Source organism: Patulibacter brassicae, assembly GCF_033949425.1.
Classification (GTDB): domain Bacteria; phylum Actinomycetota; class Thermoleophilia; order Solirubrobacterales; family Solirubrobacteraceae; genus Patulibacter; species Patulibacter brassicae.
Genome location: NZ_JAXAVX010000003.1, coordinates 21,361 through 46,952, shown reverse-complemented (window position 1 = coordinate 46,952; position 25,592 = coordinate 21,361). Strand labels below are relative to the sequence as shown.

The following is a 25,592-nucleotide window of genomic DNA, read 5'->3' as shown; positions in this document are numbered from 1 at the left end:
AGCGGTCTGCCTGGGCCGGTGGCGAGGGCCACCGGCCGGGCGCCGCTCAGTCGACCTCGAGCACCGGCGGCTGGAAGGCCGGCGGCTCCTTCGTGAAGTTCGCCTGGACCGTCGCGATCTGGTTCGGCGAGCCGATCAGCGCCTTCTGGAGCTTCGACTCCAGCAGCAGGGCGTCGGCGTCCGGGGCGTGCCACGCCTCGTTGAGCAGGCGCTTGCCGAAGCGGGTGGCGTCGGGCGACTTGCCGGCGATCTCGGCGGCGAGGTTCAGCGCCGTCGCCAGCGGGTCCTCGGCGACCCGCGTCACGAGGCCGAGCTCGAAGGCCTCGAGGCCCGAGACGATCCGGCCGGTGAACGTCAGTTCCTTCGCGACGTCCTGCCGCACGAGCGGCGGCAGCGTCACGGCGAGGCCCATGTCGGGGATGAGCCCCCACTTGATCTCCATGATGGAGAGCCGGGCGTCGGTCGACGCGATGCGGATGTCGGCGCCGAGGGCGATCTGCAGGCCGCCGCCGAAGCAGTTGCCGTGGATCGCCGAGATCACGGGCGCGGGGACGCGGCGCCAGTCGTAGGCCACCGCCTGGAAGAGGTTCACGAGCTCGCCGGGGAGCCGCTCGGCGAGCTGGTCGGCCTGGGAGAACGCGCCGCTCTGCACGGCGTCCTGGACGTCGAGGCCGGCGCAGAAGCTCGGGCCGTTGCCCGACAGGACGACGGCCCAGACGTCGCGGTCCTCGCGCAGCCGCGCGGCCGCGTCGCGCAGGCCCTCGAACATGGCCGTGTCGAGGCCGTTGTGCTTGTCGCCGCGGTTCAGGCGGACGTCGGCGACGTGATCGGTGATCTCGATGGTCACCCGCTGCTCGGACATGCGGGCATTCTCGCGCCTCGACGGGCGGCGCGCAGGGGCGCCCGCCGCTGCGCCGCTCCCCGGCGTGTTCACGAGCCGCCGGTCGGGGTACATCAGGATGGTCCGATGCGCGCGTTCGCCTGCACCGTCTGCGGACGGCTCGTCCCCTTCGAGGCCGTGCGGTGCCTGCACTGCGGAGCGGAGCTCGGCTTCGAGCCGGGCCGCCGATCGATCGTCGGGATGCGACCCGATCCCGCCGGCGGCGGGCTCGTCGCCGTCGTCCCGGAGGACCCCGACCCGCGGTACCGGCGGTGCGCCGGGTTCGCGCAGGTCGGGTGCAACTGGCTCGTGGAGCGCGCCGGCGAGCTCTGCCGCTCCTGCCGCCTCACCCGCACGCGGCCCGCCGACGACGACGCGGAGGGCGTCGAGCAGTGGGCGGGGGTCGAGGCCGCCAAGCGCCGGCTCGTCTTCCAGCTGCTCGAGCTCGGGATCCCGATCCGCGAGGGCGAGCACGGCCTGCGGTTCGACCTCCTCTCCAGCGCGCACGAGCACGTCGTCACCGGGCACGCCGACGGTCTCGTGACCCTCGACCTCGCCGAGGAGGACGACGCGCACCGCGAGGCGCTGCGCGAGCGCCTCAGCGAGCCGTACCGGACGGTGCTCGGCCACCTGCGCCACGAGGTCGGCCATCACCTCTGGGACGTCCTCGTGCGCGACGGGCCCGCCGAGCTGCTGGAGGGCTCGCGCGAGCGCTTCGGCGACGAGCGCGAGGACTACGGCGAGGCGCTGGACCGCCACTACCGCGACGGCGCCCCGGACGACTGGCCCGAGCGGCACGTCTCGGCGTACGCGACGATGCACCCCGCCGAGGACTGGGCGGAGACGTTCGCGCACTACCTCCACGTTTGGGACACGCTGCAGACCGCCGAGGCGTTCCGGGTCGGCGTCGCGGGCCCGCTCGACGTCCACGAGGCGGTCCCGCTGGACGCCGGCACGATCCGCGCGCCCCGGCTCGGGGCGCTCGGCGAGGCGCTCGAGCAGTGGCTGCCGCTGACCTACGCGCTCAACGCCCTGAACCGCAGCATGGGCAGCCCCGACCTCTACCCCTTCGTGCTCGCCCCCGCGGTGATGGAGAAGCTCGTCTTCGTCGATCGCGCCGTCCTCGCGTCCTCGGTCCACGCCGGGGGCTGAGACCCGGAGACCCGGCCGTCCGTCCGCGCAGCGGGTCCTCGCGCGTGGCTCCGTCGCTCCGTCGTCGCGGGGTCAGCGAGCCGCCCCGGGCGAGTCCGCCGGGCCGGGCGGGTCGAGCGGGGTCGCCGCAGCGGGCGGGGCGGGCAAGGCGGACGGGGCGGGCGGCGTCGCCGCAGCGGACGGGGTCGCCGGGGAGGGTGGGGTGGGTGGGGTGGGTGGGCCCCAACTCCCGCGGCCGTCGCCGGTGATCGGGTGGGGCGGCCCCCCGCGGACGCGGGCACCGGTCACGACGCTCCAGACCGCCTTCACGCGGGCGAGGACCTCGCGGGCGCTGCCGGCGCCGGTGCGGTAGGGCTGCAGGTCGCTCGTGAGGCCCTGGACGTCGATGCCGGCCCGGCGGGCGAGGTAGAGCGCGCGGCTCATGTGGAAGCCCTGGGTGACGACGACGGCGCGGCGGACGCCGAACACGCGGCGGGCGCGCTCCATCGTCGCCCGCGTGTCGAAGCCGGCGTGGTCGGTGAAGACGTCCCGGGGCGGGACGCCGGCGCGGACGAGCGCGCGGCGCATCGTCCCGGTCTCGTCGTAGCGCCAGGCGCCGTGGTCGCCGGAGACGAGGAGCTTGTCGACCTTCGCGACGCGGTAGAGCGCCAGGCCCTGCCGCACGCGGTCGGCGAGCATGGCGCTCATCCGCCCGTCGGGCAGGACCGCGGCGCCGAGGACGATCGCCACCGGGGCGTGGTCGATCCGGGCGACGTCGTCCACGCCGCCGCGGCCCTCGCGCAGCACGAGGACGTTCAGGGCGAGGACGACGAGCGCCACCGCCCCGACGACGCCCGCGGCCCAGCGGAGGACACGTCGTCGCCGGCGCACGTCCTCACGGTAGCGGCGTCGTCGCCGGGGGACGACCGCTGCAGCCGCTCGTCGGAGGTCCGCAGCCGTCCTCCGCGACGGCGCTACGGGGGTGCAGGACCGGTTGCAGGAGCCGCCGGCCGGGGTCCTCGGCGCGTCCGGCGGGCTACCGTCGGTGGGCCGATGTCCGTCCCGTCCCGCACCCGCAGCACCCGTCGCCCGGATCCCGCCCGGGACGAGGTTCGCGCCCGCGACCTGCGCGCGCGCGATCGACGCCGCCGGTCGCCGGAGGCCTCCCGCGCCGGAGGCGATCGCGACCTCGCGGGGCGCGCGCCCGACGGCCGCCCGCGTGGCCCGGTGTCGCCCGGCGGGCCGTCCGATCCGCGTCGCCCCCAGGGGCCGCGGCGTCCGCCGCAGGGCCCGCCGACCGGCGGGCGTCCCACCACGGGAGGCACCGGCGGGGGCCGCCCGCCGCAGGGGCCGCGGACGGCGCGCGGATCCGGTCGACCTCCGCGTCGCACCCCCGCCGGGCCGCTGGCGCTGGGCGCGGCGGCGTTGGCCGGCGTCCTCGTCGTCCTGCTCGCCGCGGCCCTCGTGGCCCGCGCCGCCTACGCCGGCAAGGCGCTGCCGAGCGTCCGCGTGGCCGGGGTCGACGTCGGGGGCGCGGACGAGGCCGAGATCCGACGCCGGATCGGTGCCGTGCTCAGCGCCCGAGAGCCGGTCCGCCTGACCCTCGACGGCCGCACGCGCGAGCTGCGCCCGAGCGAGGCCGGGTACCGCTTCGACCTCGAGCGCACCGTGCAGGAGGCGCTCGACGCCGGGCGGACCGGGGTCCTCGGCGGGCTGCCGGCGACGCTCGGCTCGCTGCTCGGCACCCGCCGCGTGCCGGCGCGCATCACCGTCGACGACCGCGCGTTGCGCACCGCCGTGCGCCGGATCGCCCGCGACGCGGTCCGGGACCCGTTCCCGGGGGCGCTGCAGGTCGACGCGTCCACCGGCGCCGTGGAGGCGAAGGCCTCGCGGCCCGGCCGGGCCGTGAACCAGGCGCGGCTCACCGAGCGCGTCCGCGCGGAGCTGCTCGCGGCCGGGCGGGGCCCCGTCGAGATCCCGACGCGGACGATCGCCGCGGTCCCGACGGGGCGCCTGAACGAGCTCGCGCGCAGCGCCGAGCGCTTCCTCTCCGAGCCGCTGCGGATCACCGGGGCCGGCGCGCCGCTGGACCTCACGATCGACGAGCTCGCGCCGCTCGTCGAGCTCGAGGGCCGCGACGGCGGTCGCAGCGCGCGCCTCGGCGTCGACCAGGCACGGCTCGCGACGCTGCTGGACCGCCTGGCCGCGCGCGCCGCGCGGCCCGCCCGCGACGCGCGTCCGCTCGCCCCGGCGACCGACGCGATCCTCACCGGCAAGGGCTCGGAGAGCTTCCGGCCGCGCAGCGTCGACGTGCGGGTGCGTCCCGGCCGTCCGGGTCGGGCGCTCCGGCGCGACGCGGCGGCGGAGGCGATCCGCGCCGCCGTCCGGAGCGGTCGGCACGCCGTGCGCGTCCCGACGGCGACGACCCAGCCGAAGGTCACCACCGCGCAGGCGCGGAAGGTCGACCAGCTCATCGGCAGCTTCACGACGCCGTACGTCTCCGGGCAGCCGCGCGTCACGAACATCCGGCGGATGGCGGCGACGATCGACAACACCGTCATCGCGCCCGGTGCGACGTTCTCGCTCAACGGCCTGACCGGCGAGCGCACGAAGGCGAAGGGCTACGTCGAGGCGCCGTTCATCGCCGGCAACAAGATCGAGCCGTCCGTCGGCGGCGGCGTCTCCCAGGTCTCCACGACGGTCTACAACGCCGCGTACTTCGCGGGGCTGCAGCTCGACGCGCACACCGCCCACAGCCTCTACATCGATCGCTACCCGCCGGGCCGCGAGTCGACGCTGAACTTCCCGGACATCGACCTGCGCTGGACGAACGACACCGACGCCCCGGTGCTCGTGCGCACCCGGACGACCGACGGCGGGATCACCGTGACCCTCTACGGCCACAACGGGGGTCGCCGCGTGAGCGCGAGCCCGGGCGACCGCCGGCCGGCTCCCGGCGGCGACTTCCAGATCACCGTCACGCGGACGGTCCGCTACGCCGACGGCCGGGTCGTCCGCCAGCCCGTGACGACGCGGTACGAGAACGAGGTCGAGTCCCCCTCGGAGTAGCGCTCCGGCGCCCGAGGGCGGGGCCGCTCGCCAGGCCGGGGCCGACGGCGCGACGTCCGCGGCCGGACCGATGAGTTCCGGCTCCTGGGCCGGTCCATCAATCCGAGCGTCCCGGCATCGGGCCGGCGTCGCGCAGACCAGGAGATCCACATGAGCTCGCCCGCCGTCGAGAACGTCCGCCGCATCGGCCGGACCGTCCTGCCCGTCCGCGACCAGGACGCCGCGATCGCGTTCTACACCGGCGTGCTCGGCATGGAGCTGCGGGCCGACGTGCCGTTCGGCCCGGAGGAGGCGCCCCAGCGCTGGGTCGAGGTCGCGCCGCCCGGCGGCGAGGCGACGATCGCGCTCGGCCGGCCGCCCGTGCCCAGCGACGAGTTCTCGCCGGCCAGCGGCGTCTGCGTCGTCCTCGACAGCGCGGACTTCCGGGCCGACCACGCGGCGCTGCAGGCGGCGGGCGTCGACCTGGACCCGGTGATGGAGGGCGCGCAGGGCGCCCCGACGATGGTCTTCCTCCGCGACCCCGACGGCAACGCGCTGCTGCTCGTCGACGCCGCCGAGCGGGCCTAGGCTGGACGCTCAGCGCGCGCGTCGGCGCGCGCTGAGCGCGAGGCCGCAGAACCCGACCGTCGTGCTGACGAACGAGCCCGTCACGGCCGCGAGGTACGCCGGATGCCGATCGAGGTCCGGCCGGAACGCCAGCGGCAGGAACGCCATCGCGTTCGTCCAGGCACCGATCCGCAGGGCCCGCTCCGCGGTCCGTGGCGGGTCCGGCACGGCGAGGCCGCAGGCGACGCTGGCGGCGCCGAGCGCGGCGAGGTCCAGGTGCCACTGGCGGATCCGGGCGGTGCTGCGGATCCCGAGCCGGCGGGTGAGGTCGGGCCGGGTCCGGCAGGCGGTGAAGACCCAGCCGGAGAGGGCGGCGGCCGCGAGCTCCGTCAGGCCGGAGCGCACGAGCGGGGCGACCGGCGCGCGGTCCGCGTCGGGCGGGGCGCTCATCGGCCGCGTCCCGCGACGGCGGCGCGGTCGAGGCGCCGGCGGTGCTCGCGCCGGTACTCCCGCCGCCCGACCGGGTTCTGGTACGCCCACGCGGCGGCGGCGATCGCGCCGCGCTCCTGCAGCCAGAAGCGATCCGGCCGCGGGCGCGGTGCCCGCCGGCCCGGCGTGACCTCGGCGACCGCCACGCCGGGCCCCGCGTCGCGCCGGCGCAGGGCGAGCGTCGAGCCGTCGGCGTCGTAGACGCCCGCGCCGCCCGCGAAGCGCCCGCTGTAGACGCATCCGGCCAGCGGCCACGGGCAGGAGACCGGTCCGGCATGCGCGGCGTGGACGACCGGTGCGCCGACGTACGGCGCGAACCGCTCCGGCGCGCGCACGGCGCGCTCGTGGTTCGCGCGCTCGAGGGCGCGGAAGAGCGGCCGCGGGACCCAGGTCGGGATGCTCCACCAGCCCGAGCCGCCGACGACGAGGTCGACGCGGCCGGCGAGGCGCTCGGCGGTCGCCGTGCGCAGGAGCTCCCAGCAGAGCGCGACGCCGACGGTCAGGCCGTCGGCGCTCTCCAGGCGCCCCGGGTCGCCCCCGCCGACGTAGAGGGCGTTCTCCCACATCGTCGGCAGATCCTTGTCGTGGCGGCCGAGCAGCGCGCCGTCGGGCCCTGCGAGCAGGAACGCGTTGCGGACGTGGTCGTCGGCGTCGCGGACGAGCGTCGACCCGCTGAGGTGGACGCCGAGCTCGCGGGCCAGGTCCCGCAGGAGCGCGGTCGGCGCGCCGTCGATCGCCGGGGCGTCGTCGCGCAGCTCGGGCCGGTTCGCGACGCCGGAGGCGAAGAACTCGGGCAGCACGATCCACGTGGCCCCCTCGGCGGCGGCCGCGCGCACGAGCGCGTCCGCCATCTCGAGGTTCGCGTCGACGTTGCCGACCTCCGCTTCCATCTGCACCGCCGCCGCCCGGATCGTGTCCGGCATCCCCGCCTCCTTGGAGTAGCGCTCGAAACTGAGCGCTACTCTAACAACGGGCCGGGGGCGCAGGAGGCGCCGGCCGTACACTCGCGGCGTGGACGAGCCGACCCCGACCCGCGGACAGCGGCGCAAGGCGCGCACCGCGGAGGCGATCCTCGCGGCGTCGCGCGAGCTGTTCTTCGCCCAGGGCGTCGCTCGCACGACGATCGACGAGATCGCCGCGCGGGCGGACGTCTCCGTCGGCTCGGTCTACTTCCACTTCCGCTCGAAGGACGGCGTGCACCTCGCGCTCGTCGAGGAGGCCCTGGAGGTCAACGAGCGCTACATGCGCGACGTGCCCGGCGCGGCGTCGCCCCTGCAGCGGGTGCTCGACGCGGGGGAGGCGTACCTGCGCTTCCACCTCGAGCGACCCGACGCGTTCCGCCTCGTCGCGCTGCGGATCCTCGAGCCGACCGCCGAGGGGGGATCCACCGACGTCGAGCGCCGGATCGCCGACCGCGTCGAGCGGCTCGTCGGCGCGGTCGGGAACGACCTGCAGGCCGCCGTCGACGCCGGCGAGGCCCGGCCGATCTCCGCCGAGGACGGCATGCGGTTCCTCTGGGGCGCCTGGAACGGCGTCATCGCGCTCTCGCTGCGCCAGGACCGCCTGCGGCTGACCGACGACGAGGTCCGGCGGGCGCTGGACGAGGGCCGCGCGATCATCGAGCGGGGCCTGCGGGCCTGATCCGCGGAGCGTCGCCCGCCCCGGCGGCGCCCGGGGCCGCCGGTCAGTCGACCGCGGGCGCGTCGGCGCGCCGCGCGCGGCGCAGCCACCAGACGCCGGCCCCGGCGGCGCCGAGGACCACGAGCGCCAGGAGCGGCTTGGAGAGCGGGGCGATGACGTCCTCGACGCGCTCCCACTCCGCGCCGAGGAGGTAGCCGGCACCGAGCAGCAGGCTGTTCCACAGCAGCGTGCCGGCGAGGCTGAAGCCGACGTACTGCCAGCGCGGCATCCGCAGCGCCCCGGCGGGCAGGGCGATGACGCTGCGCACGCCCGGCACGCAGCGCGCCGCGAGCACGACGACCGGGCCGCGGCGCGCGAACCACGCCTCCGCGGCGTCGAGGCGCCGCACGTCGATCCGGGCGCGGCGCAGGAACCGCTCCGCGAACGGCCGCCCGCCGGCGCGGGCGAGCTCGTAGAGGACGATCGCCCCGGTCATCGCGCCCGCCGTGGCGGCCAGCAGCGTCGGCAGCAGCGCCAGGTCGTCCTGCTCGACGAGGTAGCCCGCCAGCGGCAGGACCGCCTCCGAGGGGATCGGCGGGAAGAGCGTCTCGGCGAGCATCAGCGCGGCGAGGCCGGCGTAGCCGAAGTCGCGCAGGATCTCGGTGAAGGAGACGGCGAGCGTCACGGTCACGCCGGGAAGGATGGCGCACACCGAGCGTCAACGCGCCACGGCACCCGCCGGTCTGGCGGGTGCCGAGTGCGGCACGCGAAGGCGGCGCGGCCACGCGACCGGTGCCGGGCACCGGTGCGGCGGCGCCGCGGACGGCCGGCGCGGGAGCAGCCCGCGCCGGCCCGAGAGCGGGCGCTACGGCGCCGCCTGGAACTCGATCTCCTGCGCCGCGGGCGACGTGACGTCCTTCGCCTCGAGCTTCAGGCCACCCGGGGCCTTCGGGTCGATCGAGAAGATCGCGTTGCTGCGCGACGGGGTCCGGTCGCCGTCGGCGCCGTACGTGTACGGCGCGATGAGGCCCTGGTAGTCGACCTCGCCGAGCTCGTTCAGCGCGGCCAGCAGCCCGTCCCGGGACAGGTCGCCCTTCTCGACCGCCTTCTCGAGCAGCGCGGTGAACGCGCGACCCTGGTTGTAGCCGTACTGGAAGTAGATGTCCGGCTGCTGCTTCGGCGCGTACTGCTTCTGGTCGGCGATCATCTGCTTCATGCCGGGGACGCTCTCGTCCCCCCACTGGGTGCCCTCCGCGACGACCCAGGTCGTCTGCTGGAGGTAGGGCGCCAGCGGCGACTTCGCGAACGCGCCCGTCCAGGCCGGCGCCTGGGCGATCCACCGCGGGGCGAACTTCAGCCGGGCGGCCGTGCCCCAGATCGTCGCGGCGTCCGTCGGGGTGGCGGCGAGCGAGACGGCGTCGCAGCCCGCGCGGCGCAGGCGCTGGACCTGCCCGGTGACGTCCTTGTCGGCGAGCTTGAACTTCTGCCGCGTCGCCACCTGGATGCCGGCCTGCTTCGCCTCGGCGTCGACGCCGCGCAGCGCGGCCTCGCCGTAGACGTCGTCCTGGGTGAAGGTGCAGAACGTCTTGTCCTTGCCCTCGGCCTCGATGTAGTGCGCCAGGCCGTTGGCGGCCTCGAACTCGTATGGCGCGCCGATCGGCAGGAGGTTCGGCTCCTTGACCCAGAAGCCGTCCAGCGACGCGGGCCCGGCGACGATCTTGTCCCGGCGCAGCTGCGGCAGCAGCGCGAGCGTCGGCGCGGTGCCGAGGACCTGGAGGACCGCGGTGACGTCGTTCTTCACGCGGTTGTACCGCTGGACCGTCGTGTCGGCCTCGTAGCGGTTGTCCTCGTTGACGAGCTCGACCTTGTACTTGCCCGCGACGCCGCCCTCGGCGTTCAGGCGGTCGAACCACGTCTTGTTGCCCGCCACGAGCGGGTTGCCGATGACCGCGACCGGCCCGGACTGCGCGCTGAGCGTCGCGAGCTTGATCGTCGTGCCGTCGAAGCCGGGCGCCTTGGCCGGCGCACCGGCGCTCGCGCCGTCGCCGCCGCCTCCCTCGTCGTCGTTGTCGGCTCCGCCGCAGGCGGTGAGGCCGAGGGCGAGCACCGCGCTGGCGGCGATCGCTCCCCATCGTGTCCGGTGACCCATCTGCTCTCTCCTTGGTGCTCGTACCGCGGGTGGGAGGACGCGTCCCGCTAGTAGCGGAACGGCCAGGTGCGGAAGTACGTCTTGATGCGGAGCCAGATCGCGGCGAGACCGCGCGGCTCCAGCAGCAGGAAGGCGACGATCAGGACGCCGAAGATCGCCTGGTTCAGCGCGAAGACGCTGATGAAGCCGTCGTCGCCGGGGCCGGTCTGGACCCCGGGGATCGAGTGCGAGTACTCCTCGATGATCGACGGCAGCGCGCCGATGAAGAGCGCCCCGAGGATCGTGCCGAAGATCGTCCCGATCCCGCCGACGATGATGATCGCGATGTACTGGATCGAGAGGAACAGGGTCCACTCGTCCGGGCTAACGAACTCCTGGTAGGAGCCGTAGAGCGCGCCCGCGGCGCCGGCGAACGCGCTCGAGATCGCGAAGACCCAGATCTTGTGCCGCCCGACCTCGATGCCCACGACCTCGGCGGCGAGGTCCCGGTCGCGGATCGCCTGGATCGCCCGGCCCGGTCGCGTGCGCACGATGTTCTTCGCCAGCAGGGCGGTGAGCGCGACGAGCGCCCAGATGAGCCAGAACCAGCCCTGCTGACGCGAGTACGCCTGGCCGAGCAGGTCGAGGTCGGCGAAGTCCAGCGAGCCGACCGACGGCGTCGCGGCCACCGAGGTGCCCGAGTTGCCCCCGGTGACGTCCTTGAGGTTGCGGAAGAGGTGCTCGCCGATGAAGACGAGCCCGAGCGTCACGATGACGAGGTAGTGCCCGCGCAGGCGCAGCGCGAACGGCCCGATCGCGGCGCCGACGAGACCCGCGAGGAGCGTCGCGAGCGGCAGCCAGAGGAGGATCGGCAGGTCGCTCGAGCGCGTGACCTCGGCCGCGGCGTAGGCGCCGATGCCGAGGAAGAACGCGTGACCGAGCGAGATCTGGCCGGTGTAGCCGGTCAGGAGGTTCAGCCCGAGCGCGGCGATCGCCGAGATCCCCGCGTAGTTCAGGACGGTGAGCCAGAAGTCGTCGGTGACGACCTGCGGGACGAGGATCCAGGCGAGGACGAGCAGGCCGAGCCCGAACCGCGACCAGGGGGTGCGCCACAGCCGCACCGCGTCGGCGCGCCGCCGGTGCATCGTGCTCGAGGGTCCGCCGCGGCGCAGCATCAGATCCGGCGGACCTCCCGGGTGCCGAACAGCCCGTAGGGCCGGACGAGCAGGATGAGGATCATCACCACGAACGGCATGACCGTGGACACGTTCTCGCCCGCCCACGGCAGGACGTCCTGCTGGTAGCCGGCGGTGAGCGACTGGACGAGGCCGATGACGAGCCCGCCGACGACGGCGCCGCCCGGCGAGTCCATCCCGCCGAGGATCATCGCGGGGAACGCGACGAGCGCGACGGTGCCGAGGCTCGGGACGAGCGCGTCGGACCCGGCGGCGAAGGTCACGCCGGCCACCGTCGCCAGCGCCGCCGCGATCGCCCACGAGATCGCGGTGATGCGCCCCGCGCTGATGCCCTGCGCGAGCGCGGCCTCGGGATCGGCCGCGGTCGCCCGCATGGCGACGCCGAGCGTCGACCAGCGGAGGAACGCGAAGAACGCGGCAAGCGCGGCGGCCGCGAGGCCGAGCGTCCAGAGGTCCTTCACCGCCATGACGACACCGCCCGCCTCGACGGTGTCCAGGCCCCACGGGTCGCCGAGGGTCTTGTTGTCCGGCCCCCAGATCGTCGTAACCGTCTGTTCGAGCACGAAGAGCAGGCCGACGGTGACCATGATCGCCGCGTAGACCGGCCGGCCCACGAGCGGCCGCAGCGCGACCCGCTCCACCCCGGCCCCGAGCGCGGCGGCGCACGCCATCGCGGCGACGACCGCGAGCGCGAAGGGCAGGCCGGGGCCCTCGAGGAACGCGTAGGTGAGGTACGCGCCCACGACGAGCAGGCCGCCCTGGGCGAAGTTGATGACGCCGGTCGCGCGGAAGATCACGACGAACCCGAGCGCGACCAGGGCGTAGCGGGCGCCGAGCGCGAGACCGGCGAACGCGAGCTCGACGAACTCGCTCATGCCGCGCTCCCGGCGTAGAGCTCCTCGATGAGGTCGGCGAAGCGCCGCTCGATCGCCGCGCGGCGGACCTTCTGCGTGGCGGTCAGCTCGCCGTCCTCGTGGTCGAGCTCCTTGTCCAGGAGCGCGAAGCGCTTCACCTGCTCGACCTGGGCGAGGTCGCCGTTGGCCTCGTCGACGACGCCCTGCAGCAACGCGCGGACCTCGGGTCGACGCGAGAGGTCGGCGTACGTCGTGTAGGAGACGCCGTGACGGCCGGCCCAGTCGCCGACGGTGTCCTGCTCGATCCCGATCAGCGCGACGAGGAACTTCCGCCGGTCCCCGACGACGATCGCCTCGCGCACGAACGGCGAGACCTTGAGCCGGTTCTCGACCTCCGACGGCGAGACGTTCTTGCCGCCCGCCGTGATGATGATGTCCTTCTTGCGGTCGGTGATCCGGAGGTGGCCGTCGGCGTCCAGCTCGCCGACGTCGCCGGTGTGCAGCCAGCCCTGTGCGTCGACCGCGGCGCGCGTGGCCTCGGGGTCGTCGAGGTAGCCGAGGAAGACGCCGTCGGAGCGGGTGAGGATCTCGCCGTCCTCGGCGATCCGCACCTCGCCGCCGGGGCAGGCGACGCCGACGGTGCCGATCCGGACGTCGCCGGCCGGGGTGCTCGTCGCGATCGCGGTGTTCTCCGTCTGACCGTACGCCTCGCGGACCGGGATCCCGATCGCCCACAGCGCCTCGAGGATCCGGGGCGAGATCGGCGCCGCGCCGGAGAGGGCGTGGCGGACGCGGCGCAGGCCGAGCCGGTCGCGCAGCGCGCGGTGCACGAGCGCCTCCGCGACGAGCTCCCGGACCCGGTCGGCGGGCCCGCTGCGCCCCGTCCGGCGCCGCGCCGCGGCGCGGTCGCGGACGGCGGTCAGGCGCCCGTAGAGCGTGCGCTTGAGCCACGAGCTGTCGGCGATCCGGGTCTCGATCCCCGCGTGGAGCTTCTCCCAGACGCGCGGCACACCGAGGAAGAACGTCGGCTGGACCTCGCGGAGGTCCTCGACGAACGCCTCGCCGCCCTCGCCGAAGCTCACGACGTAGCCCGAGTGGAGGTTGCCGACGACCGACAGGAGCCGCTCGGCGACGTGGCAGAGGGGCAGGTAGGAGAGGAGCTCGTCCCGCGGGGTCGCGGGGTAGAGCTCGGCGAAGACGCGGCCGGCCGCGTCGAGGTTCGCGTGCCCGAGCAGCGCGCCCTTCGGGGGGCCGGTGGTGCCCGAGGTGTAGACGACGATCGCCGGGGCGGCGGGGTCGAGCGCGGCGACCGCGGACGCCAGCGCGGGCCCGTCGGTCGCCGGGTCCGCCCCCGGGTCCTCGAGCGCCGACCACGGCAGGACGCCGGGACCGGCGTCGTCGACGCCGCGCGGATCGACGACGACGATCGCGCGCAGCTCGGGCAACCGGTCGCGGACCTCCAGCGCCTTGTCGAGCTGCTCCTCGTCCTCGGCCACGAGGACGCTCGTGCGCGAGTGGGCGAGGAGGTACTCGACCTCGGAGGCGGGCGAGGTCGGGTAGATGCCGACGGTCATCGCGCCGAGCGCCTGGACGGCGAGGTCGACGAGCGGCCACTCGATCCGGTTCTCGGCGTGGATCGCGACCCGGTCGCCCGCGGCGACGCCGAGGCGTGCGAGGCCGGCCGCGACGGCCGCCACGCGCCGGGCGTAGTCGCCCCAGGTCGTCTCGCGCCACAGTCCGTGGTGCTTCTGGCGCAGCGCGACCGCATCGGGCGTCGTCGTCGCGCGCTGCAGCAGCAGGCCGGGCAGCGTGCCCGGGCCCGCGCCGGACCCGGTGGTGGACGTCGCGGCGGCCGGGGCGTCGCCGGTCGTGCTCATGCGGCCGCTCCGAGGTACGCCTCGATCACGCGCGGGTCGGCCTGGATCTCGGCCGGCGTGCCGGTGGCGATCCGCCGGCCGAAGTCCAGCGCGGTGACGCGATCGGCGAGGTCCATCACGAGGTGCATCTCGTGCTCGACGAGGAGCATCGCCAGGTCGAGCTCGCGGCGGATCTCGAGCAGGTAGCGCGCCATGTCCTCGGTCTCCTCGAGGTTCATGCCGGCGACCGGCTCGTCGAGGAGGAGGAGCTTCGGCTCCATCGCCAGCGCGCGGCCGAGCTCCAGGCGCTTCTGCAGGCCGTAGGGCAGGAGTCCCGCGGGCCGGTGGCGGTGGGCCTCGAGCTCCAGCAGCTCGACGATCCGCTCGACGGCCTCGCGGTGCTCGAGCTCCTCGCGCCGAGCCCGCCCGACCCAGAGCGCGCCGGTGAGGAACCCGGTCCGCATGAGGTGGTGGCGACCGAGCATGAGGTTGTCGACGACCGACAGCGCGGTGAAGAGGCCGAGGTTCTGGAACGTCCGGGCGACGCCGAGCCGCGCGATCCGCGCGGGCCGCAGGCCACGCAGGTCCTGCCCATCGAGGCGCAGCTCGCCCTCCTGTGGGCGGTAGACGCCGTTGATGCAGTTGAAGATCGAGGTCTTGCCGGCCCCGTTGGGACCGATGACCGCGTGCAGCTCGCCCGGGGCGACCTCGAGGTCGACACCGTCCAGCGCGGTGACGCCGCCGAAGCGCAGCGTCACGGCGCGCAGGGCCAGCAGCGGCTCGGCCGTGCTCCGCGACGCCGCGCTGGCCGGTGCGACGCTCATGCCGCCCACCGCTTGCGCCGTCGGTAGGACTTCACGTCGCGGAACGACCGCCGCGCGGGGCCCTCGCCGTCGGCCGTGCCGCCGATGCCGAGGTAGAACTCCTGGATGTCGCGGTCGTCGCGCAGCGCGGCGGCGGCCCCTTCCTTCACGACCCGACCGGTCTCCAGCACGGTGCCGCGGGTCGCGATCGAGAGCGCCATCGTCGCGTTCTGCTCGACGAGCAGGACGGTCGTGCCCTGCTCGTTGAGCGCCACGACGATGTCGCGGATCTGCTCCACGATCCGGGGGGCCAGGCCGAGCGAGGGCTCGTCGAGGATGAGGAGCTGCGGCGACGCCATGAGCGCGCGGCCCATCGCGACCATCTGCTGCTCGCCGCCGGAGAGGTAGCCGGCGGTCTGGTCACGGCGCTCGGCGAGCTTCGGGAAGAGGTCCATCACGCGGCCGTAGGCTTCGCGGGCCTCGCTGCGCGAGCGGGTGAAGCCGCCGGCGCGGAGGTTCTCGTCGACGGTCATCTCGGCGAAGATCCGCCGGCCCTCCATGACCTGGGCGACGCCGCGGCGGACGATCGCCGGCGGCTGGCGGCCGGAGATCCGCTCGCCGTCGAGCAGGACCTCGCCCTTCGTGATCCGGCCGCGGTGCACGTCGAGCAGGCCGGTGATGGCGCGCAGGAGCGTCGTCTTGCCCGCGCCGTTGGCGCCCAGCAGCGCGACGATCGCGCCGCGCGGGACGTCGAGCGACACGCCACGGAGGACGAGGACGACGTCGTCGTAGACGACCTCGAGACCACGGACGGCGAGGAGCGGCGCGGCGTCGCCGGGGGTCGTTGATCCGTGGTCCGGGACCGGGCCGGTGGTGGGGGGAGCGCCCATCGCTGCGCGCTAGCCAAACAGACGGCGACGCGCCAGAACGCGGGGCTGCGCGACACGATCGCGGGCGGAACCGACAGCGTTCACGCGGCGGTCACGGGCACGATCGACCGGTCGTTCCGGCGCTCCGACGAGCGTCCGGTCCGCTTGCGCGGAGGGTGGTGCGGTGGTTGGCACTGGAGCCCGCGGGCGAGAGGACCCGCTCGGACGCTCGCGGTCCGGGTGGGGCGCGTCGCCCGAGGGTCCCGCGGCCGACGCTCGGCCCCGCGCCGGCTCAGCGGACGGCCCGGCGCTCCTGCGCGGGCAGGTGCCCGAGGTGCCGGCGGAAGGCGTCGAGGAACGCGCCGCGGTCGCGGTAGCCGACGCGCAGCATGACGTCGCGGACGCTCAGCGACGTGCGCCGCAGGAGGTCGCGTGCCATCTCGACGCGCAGGCGCTGGAGGTACGCGCTGGGCAGCTCGCCCGTCGCCGCCCGGAAGCGCCGCGTGAGCGTGCGCGGGCTGACCGCGAACCGGTCGGCGACCTCGCACAGCTCGATCGGCTCGGCGTAGTGCTCCTCGAGCCAGCGCTGGATCCGCGCCACGAGCGCGTCGCCGTGCGCGCGCTGGGCGTCGAAGGCGCAGGGACCCGCGTCGTAGGAGCGCCGCAGGTCGACGAACAGGACGTCGGCGGCCCGCTCCGCCGCGGCGCGCCCGGCCCGCTGCTCGACGAGCCGGACGAGCAGGTCGCAGGCGGCGGCGAGGCCCGACGCGGTGCAGGTGGTGCCGGCGAGCACGACGTGGCGCTGCTCCTGGACGTCGACGGCCGGGTAGCGTCGGCGCAGCTCCGCGCCGAGGGGCGGGAAGACGGTCGCGGGCCGGCCGTCGAGGATCCCCGCCTCGGCGAGGAGGAACGGGGCGTCGCCGACGGCGGCGATCGTCGCGCCGCGCTCGTGGCTGCGGCGCAGGAACGGGATCGCGGCGGCGTTCTCCTCCAGGAGCCGCGCCGGGTCGCCCCACGAGCTGCCGATCCACACGACGTCCGCCGGCGGCAGGTCGTCCGCGGCCGCGTCGACGGCCATCGGGCGCCCGTCGCCGCCGCGCGCCGGCTGCCCGTCGGCGGACGCCACCACGACGCGGTCGGCGTCCGGACCGGCCCAGCCGGCGGTCGTCCCCAGCACGTCGGAGGCGAGGGTCACGGTCGCGGTGATCGCGGTCGCGGGAGCGAGGAGGACGCAGTCGGGCACGGCGGGGGGCCGCCAGCCTACGTGGCGCGTCGGAACCCGTCTGGCGCTCCGGACGCGTGGCCGATCGGTCGTCGTTCCGCGTGCACGGTCGTAACGCGGCGCGGCGCGGTACGGTGCGCCCCGATGACCGTCGAGGAGTACCTGGAGCGGATCGACGCGGCGCCCGACGAGGGCGCGCTGCTGGAGCTCCGCCGCCGGCTGCGCGCCGACCGGACGCTCCCCGATGACGACCGCAAGGCGCTCCAGGAGCGAATCGGCGACGCGCGCGCCGACCTGGGCTGACCGGCGCGGCCGGGCGGCCGGTTCGACCCGGCCGTCTCAGGCGGTCGGGGCCTCGCCGCGCGCCTTGCGCTTGGCGAGCTTCTGGCGCTCCGTCGTGTTCAGGACGGCCTTGCGCAGCCGCACGAAGCTCGGGGTGACCTCGACCTGCTCGTCGTCGGCGATGAACTCGAGCGCCTGGTCGAGCGTCATCTCGCGCGGCGGGGCGATCTTCACGAGCTCCTCGGCGGTCGACGAGCGGATGTTCGTGACCTTGCGCTCGCGCACCGCGTTCACGTCGAGGTCTTCGGCGCGCTTGTTCTCGCCGATGACCGAGCCCTCGTAGACCTCGTCGCCGACGGAGACGAAGAGCGCGCCGCGGTCCTGCAGGGCGATCACGGCGTAGGTCGTGATCTTGCCCGCGCGGTCGCAGACGAGCGAGCCCGACTGACGGGAGCGGATCTCGCCCGCCCACCCGTCCCAGCCGTCGAAGATCGAGTGCATCATGCCCGCGCCGCGGGTCTGGGTCAGGAACTCCGTGCGCATGCCGATGAGGCCGCGCGCGGGGATCCGGTAGTCCAGGCGCACCCAGCCGGTGCCGTGGCCGCCCATGTTGCGCATCTGGCCCTTGCGCTCGGCCATGAGCTGCGTGATCGCGCCGAGGTGCTCCTCCGGCGTGTCGATCGTGACGGCCTCGTAGGGCTCCTCGCGGCCGCCGTCCTCGGTCGTGCGCACGAGCACGCGGGGCTTGCCGACGGTGAGCTCGAAGCCCTCGCGGCGCATGTTCTCCACGAGCACCGCGAGCTGCAGCTCGCCGCGGCCGTGGACCTCCCACGTGTCGGGGCGCTCGGTCGGCTCGACCTTCAGCGAGACGTTGCCGATGAGCTCCTGCTCCAGGCGCGCCTCGATCATCCGGGCGGTGAGCTTGTCGCCGTCGCGGCCGGCCAGCGGCGAGGTGTTCACGCCGAGCGTCATGGCCAGCGACGGCTCGTCGACGACGATCGGCGGCAGCGGCCGGGGGTCCTCGACGTCGGTCAGCGTGTCGCCGAGCATGATGTCCGGGAAGCCGGCGATGGCCGCGATCTCGCCCGGCCCGACCTCCTCGGCGGGCACGCGCTCGAGGCCCTGGGTCGTGAAGAGCTCGCCGACCTTCGCCTTCACCTGCGTGCCGTCCCGCTTGACCCACATCACCTGCTGGCCGCGCCGCAGCGTGCCGTGCTTGATCTTCGAGATCGCCAGGCGCCCGAGGTAGGGCGACGCGTCGAGGTTGCCGACCTGCGCCTGGAGCGGGTGCTCCGGGTCGTGCGTCGGCGCCGGGATCGCGTGGAGGATCCCGTCCAGCAGCTCGGAGAGGTCGTCGCCCAGCTCGTCGGGACGGATGCCCGCGCGGCCGTCGCGGCCGATCGCGTAGTAGACGGGGAACTCGAGCTGGTCGTCGTCGGCGTCGAGCTCGAGGAACAGCTCCTCGACCTCGGACACGACCTCCGCGACGCGGGCGTCGGGACGGTCGACCTTGTTCACGACGAGGATCACCGGCAGCCGGCCCTCGAGCGCCTTGCGCAGCACGAAGCGCGTCTGGGGGAGGGGGCCCTCCGCCGCGTCGACGAGCAGCACGACGCCGTCCACGAGCGCCAGGCCGCGCTCGACCTCGCCGCCGAAGTCGGCGTGGCCGGGGGTGTCGACGATCGTGACCGTCGTGTCCTTCCAGCGGATGACCGTGTGCTTGGCGAGGATCGTGATGCCCCGCTCGCGCTCCTGGTCGTCGGAGTCCATGATCCGCTCGGTGTCCTCGCCGCGCTGCAGGGCGCCGGACTGGCGCAGCATCGCGTCGACGAGCGTCGTCTTCCCGTGGTCGACGTGGGCGACGATCGCGACGGTGCGCAGGTCTTCTCGAACGGCCGGCATGCGACCAGGAAGGGTAGGGACGCGACGCCGGTGACCGCCGTGCGCCCCGGCGCGGCGCCTGGACGGGCGGCAGCGAGGTCCGCGCGGCCGGTTCCGCGTGGCCACGCGGAACCGGCCGGGCGCGTGCGGGCCGCGGTCAGCCGGTCGGGACCGCGGTGGGCGCCGCCGGGACGTCCTCCCCGTCGGGTGCGGTCTCCCGCAGGAACCCGTCGACGAGGCGGGCCAGCTCGGCCGGCGCGTCCTCGGGGACGAACGTCCGGGCGCCGTCCAGCACGAGGAAGCGCGCGTCGGGGAGCGTCGCCGCGAGCCGGCGACCGCCGCCGCGGGAGAACCACCAGTCCTGGCCGCCCCAGACGACCAGCGCGGGGCGGGGGAAGCGGCGCAGGCCGGGCAGCGCGCCCGTCGTGTGCGCGGGTCGGACGTCGCGGAAGAAGCGGACGAGCTCGTCGCGCACCGCGCGCGAGCGCCGCATCGGGTCCAGGTAGGAGGAGGTGATCTCGGGCGGCAGCGGTCGGGACGCGACCGACCAGAAGAAGATCCGCCGCACGGGTCCCCACCCGAAGAGCCGCGCGATCGGGTGCGCCAGCCCGGGGACGATGGTCAGCCAGCGGACCGGCTTGAGGTACCGCGGCGGGAAGGCGCGGTGGTTGTCGCACGACGTCAGCACGACCCGATCCACGCGATCGGGGTGCCGTGCGAGGACGAGCTGGCTGATGGCCCCGCCGGCGTCGTTGGCCACGAGCACCACGCGGTCCAGGTCGAGCGCGTCGAGGACGGCGACGACGATCTCCGCCTGCCCGGGCGGCGTGACGTCGGCTCCCGCGCGCAGCGGCTCGGCATGGGACCCCAGCGGCCAGTCGGGCGTGATGCAGCGGTAGCGACCGGTCTGCGCCAGCGGAGGCACGACATCGCGCCAGAGGTCGCCGTTCGCCAGGCCGCCGTGCACGAACACGAGCGGGATCCCGTCCTGGGGGCCCCGCTCGCGGAGCTCGATCCGGCCCTGCGGGATCGTGACGTGACGGCGCGCGCCGAGGCGCTCGGAGCACGACATCTCAGGCCGCCGCCCGCTCGGCCCGCAGGAACGCGACGGCGGTCCGCGGCGCGGTCGCGGCGAGCCGCAGGCGCGCGACGAGGCCGGTCGCCGGCCGCACGTCGAGGAAGGTCCAGGCGTGGTGCTCCACGACGCGGCCGCTGTCGTCGAAGCGCCAGCTCTCCATCCCGCGAACGCGGTCGCTGCGACCGATCGTCCCCTCCCAGCGGTTCACGATCACGTCGTCGTCGGCGGCCACGAGCGTCTTGCGCACCCGGAACCCGCGCCGCGCCCCGGCTCCCAGCGTCACCTGCCACGCGCGCCGGATCGCGGCAGCGCCGCGATGGTCCTCGCGCGCGCCGTCCGTGACGAGCTCCAGGACGGCATCGGCGGCGTAGATCGCGGCGGCGCCGACCGCGTCGTGGGCGTTCGTCAGGCGCTCGGCCTCGGCGAGGAACGCGTGGGCGTCGGTCGGGCGCCGGGGCGCGGGTCGGTCGGTCGTGGCCGGCATGGCTTCCTCTCGTGCAACGGTTGCAAGAAGTCGCCGGAGCGTACTGTCCCGCCGGACTTCTTGCAATGCTTGCACGATGGATCCGCGCCGCCGCCGGACGATCGACGCCCTCCGCGCCGCGGCGCGCGACGCGTTCGAGGGGAGGACGCTCGACGAGGTCACCGTCGAGGAGATCGCCGCCCGTGCCGGGGTGGCCGTCGGATCGATCTACAACCACTTCGGGTCGAAGGCCGGGCTCTACGCCGCGGTCGTCGAGCAGGCGCTGGACGCCGACCGCGCGCACATGGACCGCGCCTACGACGCGGACGCCGGACCCGTCGACCAGATCGAGGCCGCGGCGCAGGAGTACCTCGCCTTCTACCTCCAGCACCCCGAGCACTTCCGCCTGCTCGCCGCGCCGCCCGAGCCCGGGCGCTATCCCGCCGGGCGCGAGGTCGCCGCCCTGCTCGCCGACCGCGTCGCGGAGCAGAACGATCGGCTCGTGGCCGCGATCCGCGAGGGCGTCGCCCGCGGCACGCTCCGCGACGTCGATCCCGAGCTCGTGGCGACGGCGCTCTGGGCGGCGTGGAACGGGATCATCGGCCTCGGGTGGCGCCCGGACCGGCTGCGCCGGGAGCCCGAGGAGCTGCGCCGGCTGCTGACCGCGGCGACCGACCTGGTGCGGCACGGGCTGCTCCCGCGCGGCGAAGACGACGAGCGCTAGCGAGTCGCCGGCGACTCGGGAGCCCCGCCGTCGCCGGTCGGGAGGCGCTCCCGGGGACGGCTCCCCGGCGGTCGTCCGGTGCCCGCGCCGGGACCGGGGCGAGCGTCGGTCGCCGACCGCTACCCTCGCGCCATGCGGCCCGGTCGCACGGCGACCGGCGCCGCCCTCACGCTCCTGCTCGCGCTGGTCGCTGCGGCGCCCGCGGGCGCGGTGATCGACGGGCGGCGCGTGGCGCCCGAGGCCTACCCGCAGGTCGTGGCGCTCGACGGCACGTGCTCCGGGGCGCTCATCGCGCCGGATCGCGTCCTCACCGCCGGCCACTGCGCCGACCAGCTGCGGGCGGGGTTCGGCGTGCGGTTCGCCGGCCGGGCCGCGGGCGGCGCCCGGTACGTCGTCACGCGGATCGTCACCGCGCCCGGCTACCGCTACCAGGCCGGGCGCGTCCCCGCCGAGCCGCTGAACGACCTCGCCCTCGCCCAGCTCGACCGGCCGGTGGTCGGCGTCGCGCCCCTCGAGCTCGACGAGCGGGTCGTCCGCCAGGGCGAGCGGCTGCGCCTGGCCGGCTACGGCACGACCGCTCCGTCGCGCCCGATCTTCGGCACGTTGCGCGCCGCCGACGTCGTGTCCCTGTCGAACACCACCTGCCGCCGCGCGCTGCGCCGCCGCGACGCCGAGCAGGGCTCCCAGCTGCGGGCGCACATGCTCTGCACGCGGGGCCGGACCGGTCCGCCGTTCGCCTCGGGCTGCTTCGGGGACAGCGGCGCGCCGCTGCTGCGACGCGACCGCGGCGGATGGCGCATCGTCGGCGTCGACTCGTGGGGGCTGGCGTGCGGCACCGACCGCGGGGACCCCGAGGTGTTCGTCCGGGTCGCGCCGTTCCTCGCGTTCCTCCGCGGCCCGCTGCCCGCCCCGTAGACCCGGACGACGATCACCGGGCGGTCACACGCGACCCGCCCGCCGGTGGTTCGATCGGCCCGTTCCCCCGGGGCGGGTCGCCCCCCACGCGGTCCTCCCGGCCGTCGACCCGCCCGCGATCCCCCGATGAGGAGGTCCACCGTGTCGACCCTGACCCGTCGATCCCTGCTGCGCTCCGGCCTCGCCGGCGCCGGTGCCGCCGCCGCGACCGGCTTCCCGCTCTCCCAGGCCTTCGCCCGCACGCGCGTCGCGCTCCCGTCGACGCCGTGGGCGCTCGGCGTCGCGTCCGGCGATCCGTCGCCGGACGGCGTCGTGCTGTGGACCCGGCTGGCCACCGACGCGCTCGGCGTCGAGCGGATCGGCCCCGACCGCGTCCGCGTCCGCTGGGAGGTCGCCGAGGACGAGGCCTTCCGCAAGGTCGTGCGGACCGGGGCGACCGTCGCCGACCGCCAGGCCGCCCACAGCGTCCACGTCGAGCTCGACGGCCTGCGGCCGCAGCGCGAGTACTGGTACCGCTTCGCGGTCGGCACCGCGGCGAGCCTCGACATCAGCCCGGTCGGCCGCACCCGCACCGCGCCGGCGTTCGGCGCCTCGCCCGACGCGCTGCGCTTCGCGTTCGCCAGCTGCCAGCACCTCGAGGCCGGCTACTACACCGCCTGGAAGGACGTGGCCCGCCAGGACCTCGACCTCGTGCTGCACCTCGGCGACTACATCTACGAGGGCGGCCCGGGCGCCCCGACCCAGCCCCGCCAGCACGTCGGGCGCGAGATCACCTCGCTCTTCGACTACCGGCGTCGCCTCGCGCAGTACCGCTCGGACCCGGACCTGCGGGCCGCGCACGCCGCGCACCCGTTCGTCGTCATCTGGGACGACCACGAGGTCGACAACAACTACGCCGGCCTCGTCAGCCAGGACGACGATCCCGAGGACGCCTTCGCGACGCGGCGGGCCGCGGCCTACCGCGCCTACTACGAGCACATGCCGCTGCGCCGGCGCAGCCGCAACCGGGGACCGAACCTGCTCCTGGACCGGACGCTGCCCTACGGCGACCTCGCGCAGTTCACGATGCTCGACACCCGCCAGTACCGCGCCGACCAGGCGTGCGGCGACGGCAACAAGGAGCCGTGCGCCGGCTGGGACGACCCGGGCCGGACGTTCCTCGGCGCCGACCAGGAGCGCCGCGTCCTCGGGGCGCTCGAGCGGTCCGGCGCGCGCTGGAACGTCATCGGCAACCAGATCCCGCTGACGGCGATCGACCAGCAGGCCGGTCCCGGGCAGAAGCTCTACATGGACGGCTGGGCCGGCTACCCGGTCGCGCGGGACCGCTTCCTGCAGGGCCTGACGGACCGACGCGTGCGCAACCCGCTCGTCGTCACGGGCGACGTCCACGCCTCGTGGGCCTGCCAGGTCAACCGCGACGTCCGCGATCCCGCGTCGACCCCGGTCGCCGTCGAGCTCATCGGCACCTCGATCACCTCCGGCGGCGACGGCACGACCGACGCGCCGAGCCCGGTGCTGCCCGACAACCCGCAGGTGAAGTTCCAGCAGAGCCGGCGCGGCTACGTCCACGTCGAGCTCACCCGGGCGCAGGCGACGGCGGAGTTCCGCCACCTGCCGTACGTCTCGCGGCCCGATGCCCCGATCGGCGTGGCCGCGCGGTTCACGGTGCCCGACGGCCGGCCGGAGCTCCGGCCCGACTGAGGCGCGCCCGGCGCACGGACGGCGGCCCCCGGAGCCGCGCGCAGATCACCGTGGCGATCGGCGCGGCGTCCCGGCACCGGGCGGCCACCGCCGGACGGCGCGCCGCTCGACGGCCGGGCGTCGCGTCGCGGCGCGTCGATCGGGCGCGGCGACGCGCCGGGATGGCCGGGGTCGGGGCCCGGACCGGGGAAGCTCTCCTCGGACCTTCCCCCGACCGGAGGCCTCCCGCACCGTGCTCCGCTTCCTGCCCGCCGCCCTCGTCGCCCTGCTCGCCCTCGTCACGACCGCGCTGGCGCTCGCGTCGGGCGCGGGGTGGTGGTGGGCCGCCGCGCCGCTCCTCGCCCTCACCGCGCTCGCGGCGTGGGACCTGCTGCAGCGGCGCCACTCCGTGCTGCGGACCTACCCGCTGACCGGCCACCTGCGGTGGGTCGCCGAGGACCTGCGACCCGAGATCCAGCAGTACTTCGTGGAGTCCGACACCGCGGGGCGGCCGTTCGACCGCGACACCCGCTCGATCGTCTACGAGCGGGCCAAGGGCGACGAGGCCGAGTCGCCGTTCGGGACCGAGCTCGACCTCGAGGGCGTCGAGCGGGAGTACCTCGTGCACTCGATGGCGCCCGTCGCGCCCCCGGGCCCCGGCGATCCGCCGCCGCGGGTCCGGATCGGCGGTCCCGACTGCGCGCGGCCCTACGACATGGCGCTGCTGAACGTCTCGGCGATGAGCTTCGGCGCGCTGTCGGGCAACGCGATCCGGGCGCTGAACGAGGGCGCGCGGCTCGGCGGGTTCGCCCACGACACGGGCGAGGGCGGGATCTCGCGGTACCACCGCGAGCCCGGCGGCGATCTCGTCTGGGAGGTCGGCACCGGGTACTTCGGCTGCCGCACGCCCGACGGCGACTTCGACCCGGAGCGGTTCGCCGAGCAGGCGGCCGACGACCAGGTGAAGATGGTCTCGCTGAAGATCTCGCAGGGCGCCAAGCCCGGGATCGGCGGCGTCCTGCCGGGGCCGAAGGTCACCGCCGAGATCGCCGCCGCGCGCGAGGTGCCGGCGGGCGTCACGTGCGTCTCGCCGCCCGGGCACCGGGTCTACGCGACCCCGCGGGAGCTCGTCCGGTTCCTCGTGCGGATGCGCGAGCTCAGCGGCGGCAAGCCCGTCGGCTTCAAGCTCTGCGTCGGGTCGCGCGTGCAGTTCCTCGCGGTCTGCAAGGCGATGCTCGACGAGGGCACCGCGCCCGACTTCGTCATCGTCGACGGCGCCGAGGGCGGCACGGGCGCCGCGCCGCTGGAGTTCGAGGACCACGTCGGCCTGCCGCTGACCGAGGGCCTGCTGTTCGTCCACAACGCGCTCGTCGGCTGCGGCCTGCGCGACCGCGTCCGCGTCGGGGCCAGCGGCAAGATCGCGACGGGCGCCGACATCGTCAAGCGGATCGTGCAGGGCGCGGACTTCACGAACAGCGCGCGGGCGATGATGTTCGCCGTCGGCTGCATCCAGGCCGTCCGCTGCCACGCGAACACCTGCCCGTCCGGGGTCGCGACGCAGGATCCCAAGCGGTCGCGCTCGCTCGTGCCGTCCGACAAGGCGCCGCGGGTCGCGCGGTTCCAGGACGCGACGGTGCGCAGCGCCCTGCGGATCTCCGCCGCGATGGGGTGCGCCGAGCCGTCGCAGCTGCGCCGCTCCCAGCTGCGCCGCCGGATCGACGCGGCCCACTCGCAGCAGTACGGCGAGCTCTTCCACTGGCTGCGCGACGGCGAGCTGCTGACCGAGCCGCCGGGCCCGTGGGCGACCTGGTGGGAGGCCGCCGACCCGGAGCGGTTCGACGTCGACCGCGACCTGCTCGAGGCGCGCGAGGGCCGCTGACGCGGGCGGGAAGCAGCGGAGGCCCCC

Annotated in this window: 24 protein-coding genes; 9 read left to right on the top strand and 15 right to left on the bottom strand. The window is 75.4% G+C overall.

The features are described 5' to 3' along the window. Window positions 1–46: 46 nt before the first annotated feature. On the bottom strand, window positions 47–862 hold the full coding sequence (locus tag SK069_RS07950; protein WP_319953672.1) for a crotonase/enoyl-CoA hydratase family protein: 816 nt from the start codon (window positions 860–862) through the stop codon (window positions 47–49). A gap of 105 nt (window positions 863–967) precedes the next feature. Between SK069_RS07950 and SK069_RS07945 the strand changes: the two genes are divergently transcribed. Then, window positions 968–2,032, top strand: coding sequence for a zinc-binding metallopeptidase family protein (locus tag SK069_RS07945; protein ID WP_319953671.1), 1,065 nt, complete (start codon window positions 968–970; stop codon window positions 2,030–2,032). A 72-nt stretch (window positions 2,033–2,104) separates the two neighbouring features. On the opposite strand, the gene SK069_RS07940 is transcribed toward SK069_RS07945, so the two are convergent. Continuing rightward, window positions 2,105–2,902 (bottom strand): SanA/YdcF family protein, encoded by a 798-nt coding sequence (locus SK069_RS07940; RefSeq protein ID WP_319953670.1) that lies wholly within the window; start codon window positions 2,900–2,902, stop codon window positions 2,105–2,107. A 534-nt stretch (window positions 2,903–3,436) separates the two neighbouring features. On the opposite strand from SK069_RS07940, the gene SK069_RS07935 reads away from it, so the two are divergent. Both SK069_RS07935 and SK069_RS07930 read left to right on the top strand, forming a co-directional pair. Beyond that, on the top strand, window positions 3,437–5,080 hold the full coding sequence (locus tag SK069_RS07935) for a VanW family protein (RefSeq protein WP_319953669.1): 1,644 nt from the start codon (window positions 3,437–3,439) through the stop codon (window positions 5,078–5,080). Window positions 5,081–5,230: 150 nt separating this feature from the next. Then, window positions 5,231–5,647: a VOC family protein gene (locus SK069_RS07930; RefSeq protein WP_319953668.1), complete on the top strand. Its 417-nt coding sequence runs from the start codon at window positions 5,231–5,233 to the stop codon at window positions 5,645–5,647. 9 nt (window positions 5,648–5,656) lie between these two features. Here SK069_RS07930 and SK069_RS07925 read toward each other — a convergent pair whose 3' ends face one another. Both SK069_RS07925 and SK069_RS07920 read right to left on the bottom strand, forming a co-directional pair. Beyond that, window positions 5,657–6,076, bottom strand: coding sequence for a hypothetical protein (locus SK069_RS07925; RefSeq protein WP_319953667.1), 420 nt, complete (start codon window positions 6,074–6,076; stop codon window positions 5,657–5,659). Further along, window positions 6,073–7,038 carry a carbon-nitrogen hydrolase family protein gene (locus SK069_RS07920; RefSeq protein ID WP_406628275.1) on the bottom strand — a complete coding sequence of 322 codons (966 nt, stop codon included), beginning with the start codon at window positions 7,036–7,038 and terminating at the stop codon, window positions 6,073–6,075. The genes SK069_RS07925 and SK069_RS07920 overlap by 4 nt, the downstream gene beginning before the upstream one ends. A gap of 88 nt (window positions 7,039–7,126) precedes the next feature. On the opposite strand from SK069_RS07920, the gene SK069_RS07915 reads away from it, so the two are divergent. Continuing rightward, the gene (locus tag SK069_RS07915; protein ID WP_319953665.1) at window positions 7,127–7,756 is read left to right on the top strand and encodes a TetR/AcrR family transcriptional regulator; all 630 of its coding nucleotides are present in this window, start codon (window positions 7,127–7,129) and stop codon (window positions 7,754–7,756) included. Between the two features lie 43 nt (window positions 7,757–7,799). Here the strand turns inward: SK069_RS07915 and SK069_RS07910 are convergent, their stop codons facing one another. From SK069_RS07910 to SK069_RS07875, 8 genes are all read right to left on the bottom strand, one after another. After that, complete coding sequence (locus SK069_RS07910; protein ID WP_319953664.1) at window positions 7,800–8,426, bottom strand: DedA family protein; 627 nt, start codon at window positions 8,424–8,426, stop codon at window positions 7,800–7,802. Window positions 8,427–8,600: 174 nt separating this feature from the next. Next, window positions 8,601–9,884: an ABC transporter substrate-binding protein gene (locus SK069_RS07905; RefSeq protein ID WP_319953663.1), complete on the bottom strand. Its 1,284-nt coding sequence runs from the start codon at window positions 9,882–9,884 to the stop codon at window positions 8,601–8,603. 47 nt (window positions 9,885–9,931) lie between these two features. Continuing rightward, window positions 9,932–11,008: a branched-chain amino acid ABC transporter permease gene (locus SK069_RS07900; RefSeq protein WP_319953662.1), complete on the bottom strand. Its 1,077-nt coding sequence runs from the start codon at window positions 11,006–11,008 to the stop codon at window positions 9,932–9,934. 29 nt (window positions 11,009–11,037) lie between these two features. Further along, complete coding sequence (locus SK069_RS07895; protein WP_319953661.1) at window positions 11,038–11,934, bottom strand: branched-chain amino acid ABC transporter permease; 897 nt, start codon at window positions 11,932–11,934, stop codon at window positions 11,038–11,040. Then, on the bottom strand, window positions 11,931–13,790 hold the full coding sequence (locus tag SK069_RS07890; RefSeq protein WP_319953660.1) for an AMP-dependent synthetase/ligase: 1,860 nt from the start codon (window positions 13,788–13,790) through the stop codon (window positions 11,931–11,933). The genes SK069_RS07895 and SK069_RS07890 overlap by 4 nt, the downstream gene beginning before the upstream one ends. After that, entirely contained in the window at window positions 13,787–14,593 is an 807-nt protein-coding gene (locus tag SK069_RS07885; protein ID WP_319953659.1) for an ABC transporter ATP-binding protein, read from the bottom strand. Before SK069_RS07885 ends, SK069_RS07890 begins: the two co-directional genes overlap by 4 nt. Further along, window positions 14,590–15,462: an ABC transporter ATP-binding protein gene (locus tag SK069_RS07880; RefSeq protein ID WP_319953658.1), complete on the bottom strand. Its 873-nt coding sequence runs from the start codon at window positions 15,460–15,462 to the stop codon at window positions 14,590–14,592. The genes SK069_RS07885 and SK069_RS07880 overlap by 4 nt, the downstream gene beginning before the upstream one ends. Before the next feature lie 271 nt (window positions 15,463–15,733). Then, window positions 15,734–16,684, bottom strand: a complete 951-nt coding sequence (locus SK069_RS07875) for a GlxA family transcriptional regulator (RefSeq protein WP_319953657.1) — start codon at window positions 16,682–16,684, stop codon at window positions 15,734–15,736. Between the two features lie 123 nt (window positions 16,685–16,807). Here SK069_RS07875 and SK069_RS07870 point away from each other — a divergent pair, with 123 nt between their 5' ends. After that, a complete protein-coding gene (locus SK069_RS07870; protein ID WP_319953656.1) occupies window positions 16,808–16,966 on the top strand; it encodes a hypothetical protein in 159 nt (52 codons plus the stop codon). A gap of 36 nt (window positions 16,967–17,002) precedes the next feature. On the opposite strand, the gene typA is transcribed toward SK069_RS07870, so the two are convergent. The 3 genes from typA to SK069_RS07855 all read right to left on the bottom strand — a co-directional run bounded on the left by typA (window position 17,003) and on the right by SK069_RS07855 (window position 20,388). Continuing rightward, window positions 17,003–18,847, bottom strand: coding sequence for a translational GTPase TypA (typA, locus tag SK069_RS07865; RefSeq protein ID WP_319953655.1), 1,845 nt, complete (start codon window positions 18,845–18,847; stop codon window positions 17,003–17,005). Window positions 18,848–18,983: 136 nt separating this feature from the next. Continuing rightward, window positions 18,984–19,898 (bottom strand): alpha/beta fold hydrolase, encoded by a 915-nt coding sequence (locus SK069_RS07860; RefSeq protein ID WP_319953654.1) that lies wholly within the window; start codon window positions 19,896–19,898, stop codon window positions 18,984–18,986. A gap of 1 nt (window position 19,899) precedes the next feature. Then, on the bottom strand, window positions 19,900–20,388 hold the full coding sequence (locus SK069_RS07855; protein ID WP_319953653.1) for a nuclear transport factor 2 family protein: 489 nt from the start codon (window positions 20,386–20,388) through the stop codon (window positions 19,900–19,902). 76 nt (window positions 20,389–20,464) lie between these two features. Between SK069_RS07855 and SK069_RS07850 the strand changes: the two genes are divergently transcribed. From SK069_RS07850 to SK069_RS07835, 4 genes are all read left to right on the top strand, one after another. Beyond that, entirely contained in the window at window positions 20,465–21,091 is a 627-nt protein-coding gene (locus SK069_RS07850) for a TetR/AcrR family transcriptional regulator (protein WP_319953652.1), read from the top strand. A gap of 132 nt (window positions 21,092–21,223) precedes the next feature. Beyond that, window positions 21,224–22,006: a S1 family peptidase gene (locus tag SK069_RS07845; RefSeq protein WP_319953651.1), complete on the top strand. Its 783-nt coding sequence runs from the start codon at window positions 21,224–21,226 to the stop codon at window positions 22,004–22,006. Between the two features lie 141 nt (window positions 22,007–22,147). Next, window positions 22,148–23,707, top strand: coding sequence for an alkaline phosphatase D family protein (locus SK069_RS07840; RefSeq protein WP_319953650.1), 1,560 nt, complete (start codon window positions 22,148–22,150; stop codon window positions 23,705–23,707). A 232-nt stretch (window positions 23,708–23,939) separates the two neighbouring features. Continuing rightward, a complete protein-coding gene (locus SK069_RS07835) occupies window positions 23,940–25,565 on the top strand; it encodes an FMN-binding glutamate synthase family protein (RefSeq protein ID WP_319953649.1) in 1,626 nt (541 codons plus the stop codon). The last annotated feature ends 27 nt before the right edge of the window (window positions 25,566–25,592 follow it).

What these genes read in the sequence shown, in the direction of transcription:
- SK069_RS07950 (WP_319953672.1), bottom strand. Translation starts at nt 862, where the DNA reads ATGTCCGAGCAGCGGGTGACCATCGAGATCACCGATCACGTCGCCGAC.
- SK069_RS07945 (WP_319953671.1), top strand. Translation starts at nt 968, where the DNA reads ATGCGCGCGTTCGCCTGCACCGTCTGCGGACGGCTCGTCCCCTTCGAG.
- SK069_RS07930 (WP_319953668.1), top strand. Translation starts at nt 5,231, where the DNA reads ATGAGCTCGCCCGCCGTCGAGAACGTCCGCCGCATCGGCCGGACCGTC.
- SK069_RS07925 (WP_319953667.1), bottom strand. Translation starts at nt 6,076, where the DNA reads ATGAGCGCCCCGCCCGACGCGGACCGCGCGCCGGTCGCCCCGCTCGTG.
- SK069_RS07920 (WP_406628275.1), bottom strand. Translation starts at nt 7,038, where the DNA reads ATGCCGGACACGATCCGGGCGGCGGCGGTGCAGATGGAAGCGGAGGTC.
- SK069_RS07905 (WP_319953663.1), bottom strand. Translation starts at nt 9,884, where the DNA reads ATGGGTCACCGGACACGATGGGGAGCGATCGCCGCCAGCGCGGTGCTC.
- SK069_RS07900 (WP_319953662.1), bottom strand. Translation starts at nt 11,008, where the DNA reads ATGCACCGGCGGCGCGCCGACGCGGTGCGGCTGTGGCGCACCCCCTGG.
- SK069_RS07895 (WP_319953661.1), bottom strand. Translation starts at nt 11,934, where the DNA reads ATGAGCGAGTTCGTCGAGCTCGCGTTCGCCGGTCTCGCGCTCGGCGCC.
- SK069_RS07890 (WP_319953660.1), bottom strand. Translation starts at nt 13,790, where the DNA reads ATGAGCACGACCGGCGACGCCCCGGCCGCCGCGACGTCCACCACCGGG.
- SK069_RS07885 (WP_319953659.1), bottom strand. Translation starts at nt 14,593, where the DNA reads ATGAGCGTCGCACCGGCCAGCGCGGCGTCGCGGAGCACGGCCGAGCCG.
- SK069_RS07880 (WP_319953658.1), bottom strand. Translation starts at nt 15,462, where the DNA reads ATGGGCGCTCCCCCCACCACCGGCCCGGTCCCGGACCACGGATCAACG.
- SK069_RS07870 (WP_319953656.1), top strand. Translation starts at nt 16,808, where the DNA reads ATGACCGTCGAGGAGTACCTGGAGCGGATCGACGCGGCGCCCGACGAG.
- typA (WP_319953655.1), bottom strand. Translation starts at nt 18,847, where the DNA reads ATGCCGGCCGTTCGAGAAGACCTGCGCACCGTCGCGATCGTCGCCCAC.
- SK069_RS07860 (WP_319953654.1), bottom strand. Translation starts at nt 19,898, where the DNA reads ATGTCGTGCTCCGAGCGCCTCGGCGCGCGCCGTCACGTCACGATCCCG.
- SK069_RS07855 (WP_319953653.1), bottom strand. Translation starts at nt 20,388, where the DNA reads ATGCCGGCCACGACCGACCGACCCGCGCCCCGGCGCCCGACCGACGCC.
- SK069_RS07850 (WP_319953652.1), top strand. Translation starts at nt 20,465, where the DNA reads ATGGATCCGCGCCGCCGCCGGACGATCGACGCCCTCCGCGCCGCGGCG.
- SK069_RS07845 (WP_319953651.1), top strand. Translation starts at nt 21,224, where the DNA reads ATGCGGCCCGGTCGCACGGCGACCGGCGCCGCCCTCACGCTCCTGCTC.